Here is a 2541-nt window from a genome sequence, read left to right on the forward strand (position 1 = left end):
GTAAGCGGGTAGGCCACCCCACGTAGCGGATTTTCGGTTTGAGGCTCATTTTCCTCGTGAATCACGAGGAGAGTCATATGAGCGACAAGGTGAGTCAGGTCCGAACGTTCGAGGTTTTGACGGCGACTGCGGTGTCGCCGCGTCGGCCGCCGCGTCATTGGTCGGAGGATGAGAAGGCGCGGCTGGTTGCGGAGGCGTTTTCGCCGGGAAGCACGGTGGCAGAGGTCGCCCGCGCTTATGAGCTGGATGTGTCGCAACTCTATGCGTGGCGGCGGAAGGCTTTATCGTCGGGGACGGTCGCGCCGTTGGCAGTGCCCTTGGGCGGGCGTGGCGGCTCGCCGAACGATCCGTTGAAGTTCACGCGATTTGATGCGGGTGCCGGCGCGCCGGTGGAGATCGTGCTGGGCGATGCTGTCGTGCGCGTCGGCGGCGATATCGATCCCGACCAGTTGGCGGGGATCATCCGCGCGGTGCGCCAGGCATGATCGCGTCGGGTGTTGTGGTTTACGTATCGGCGCAGCCGGTGGACTTCCGTAAAGGAGCGGCGTCCCTGATGGCGCTGGTGAGGGATAGCGGCCTCGACCCGTTCTCGGGTGCTCTGCATGTGTTCCGGTCGAAACGGGCGGACCGTATTCGCATCGTGTGGTGGGATGGCAGCGGGGTCTGTCTCTATGCGAAAGTTCTGGAGGAAAACAGCTTCTGCTGGCCGGGCATATCGGCTGCGCGGCTGCGTCTGGACCATTCGCAGCTCATGGCGCTTCTGGCAGGTCTCGATTGGAAGAGGATCCGACCCGCGCGGATCAAACGCCCGCAGTTGACGGGGTGAACATGCCTGCCGGATTGCGCGCTAAAATTGGCTGAACCCATTGGAAAATAGGGCGTTTTGTGCTCTATTCCCTCCATGGTTTTGCCCGTTGCCGAACTGCCGGACGATGTTGATGCGCTGAAGGCGATGATCCAGGCAATGGCGCGCGAACATGCCGAAATCGCCCGCGGGAATGCGGCCCGATTGGACGCTGCGATGGCAGAAGTCGCCCGTCTGAAGGCGGTGGAGGCGGCAGCCAATGAGCGGATCGCCAACCTGACGACGATCATGAACGTCCTGCAACGCACGCAGCATGGCACCCGGTCGGAGCGGCTGCGGCTTGCCGTGGATGACGAGCAGGTATCCTTTGCCTTCGAGGAGGTCGAGACGGGTCTTGCGGCGATCCAGAGTGAGCTTGACCGCGCGAGCGGCGACAAGCCGAAGCGCGCGCCGCGTCCGCGCAAGGGCTTTGCCGCCCATCTCGTACGCATCGAGGAGATCGTTGAGCCGGAAATCCCCGCCGAATATGTCGGGCTGGAAAAGGTTCTGATCGGCGAGGATCGGTCCGAGCGCCTGGATGTCGTGCCGCCGAAGTTCCGGGTCATCGTGACGCGCCGCCCCAAATATGCCTTCCGGGGCCATGACGGCGTGATCCAGGCGCTGGCGCCAGCGCACATCATCGAAAGCGGCCTGCCGACGGAGCGGCTGCTGGCCTATATTGCCGTCTCCAAATATGGCGACGGTCTTCCGCTCTACAGGCAGGAGGCGATCTACCTGCGCGACGGCGTCGAGATCAGCCGGAACCTGATGGCGCAATGGATGGGGCATCTGGGGTTCGAGCTTCAGATATGCGCCGATTATATCCTGGAGCGGGTCAAGGAGGGCGAAAGGATCTTTGCCGACGAAACGACCTTGCCCACCCTTGTACCCGGCTCCGGGAAGGCCATGAAGGCCTGGCTCTGGGCTTACGCACGCGATGATCGGCCCTATGGCGGAACCTGCCCGCCGATGGTGGCCTATCGCTTCGAGGACAGCCGAGGCGGCGAGTGCGTGGCACGTCATCTCACCGGGTTCAACGGTATCCTTCAGGTCGACGGATATCCCGCCTATACGAGCCTTGCTAAGGCGCGCGCCAAGGCTGGCAGCAATGACACGATCCAGCTTGCCGGGTGCTGGGCGCATCTGAGGCGAAAGTTCTACGACCTGCACATTGCCGGGGTCTCGCAGGTCGCGACGGATACGATCGTCACCATGAGTGCGCTGTGGAAGATCGAGGATGAGGTGCGTGGTCGAGACGCTGAGACCAGGGCGGCGCGGCGGCAGGAAAGGGCCACGCCCATCGTCGCCGGTCTCTTCGACCTGTGGGAGAGCGAGCTGCGTAAAGTCTCCGGCAAATCCAAAACCGCCGAGGCGATCCGCTATGGGCTCACCCGGCGCGAGACGCTGGAGCGGTTCCTGACCGATGGTCGCATCGAGATCGACTCCAACATTGTCGAGCGCGCAATCAGGCCCCAGACGATCACGAGGAAGAACAGTCTGTTCGCCGGAAGCGAGGGCGGTGGTCGCACCTGGGCAACGCTCGCCACGCTTCTTCAGACCTGCAAGATGAATGACGTCGATCCGCTTGCCTGGCTGGCTCAGACCCTACGCCGCATCGCTCAAGGCTGGCCGGCCGCCGACATCGAAGCCCTGATGCCATGGAACTTCAAGCCCGACGCCATCGGCTGACCGCTTAC

At 63.2% G+C, this 2541-nt stretch carries 3 protein-coding genes; all 3 read left to right on the plus strand.

The window, feature by feature from the left end; translation table 11 throughout:
- Positions 1-77: 77 nt before the first annotated feature.
- The 3 genes from EV665_RS32000 (at position 78) to tnpC (ending at position 2533) form a co-directional block, all read left to right on the plus strand.
- Complete coding sequence (locus EV665_RS32000; protein WP_133037266.1) at positions 78-485, plus strand: transposase; 408 nt, start codon at positions 78-80, stop codon at positions 483-485.
- On the plus strand, positions 482-826 hold the full coding sequence (gene tnpB, locus EV665_RS32005; protein ID WP_024269940.1) for an IS66 family insertion sequence element accessory protein TnpB: 345 nt from the start codon (positions 482-484) through the stop codon (positions 824-826). The genes EV665_RS32000 and tnpB overlap by 4 nt, the downstream gene beginning before the upstream one ends.
- A 75-nt stretch (positions 827-901) precedes the next feature.
- Positions 902-2533, plus strand: coding sequence for an IS66 family transposase (gene tnpC / locus EV665_RS32010; protein ID WP_133037267.1), 1632 nt, complete (start codon positions 902-904; stop codon positions 2531-2533).
- Positions 2534-2541 lie beyond the last annotated feature (8 nt).

This window comes from Shinella granuli, from assembly GCF_004341885.1.
GTDB lineage: Bacteria > Pseudomonadota > Alphaproteobacteria > Rhizobiales > Rhizobiaceae > Shinella > Shinella granuli.

What these genes read in the sequence shown, in the direction of transcription:
- tnpC (WP_133037267.1), top strand. Translation starts at nt 902, where the DNA reads ATGGTTTTGCCCGTTGCCGAACTGCCGGACGATGTTGATGCGCTGAAG.
- tnpB (WP_024269940.1), top strand. Translation starts at nt 482, where the DNA reads ATGATCGCGTCGGGTGTTGTGGTTTACGTATCGGCGCAGCCGGTGGAC.
- EV665_RS32000 (WP_133037266.1), top strand. Translation starts at nt 78, where the DNA reads ATGAGCGACAAGGTGAGTCAGGTCCGAACGTTCGAGGTTTTGACGGCG.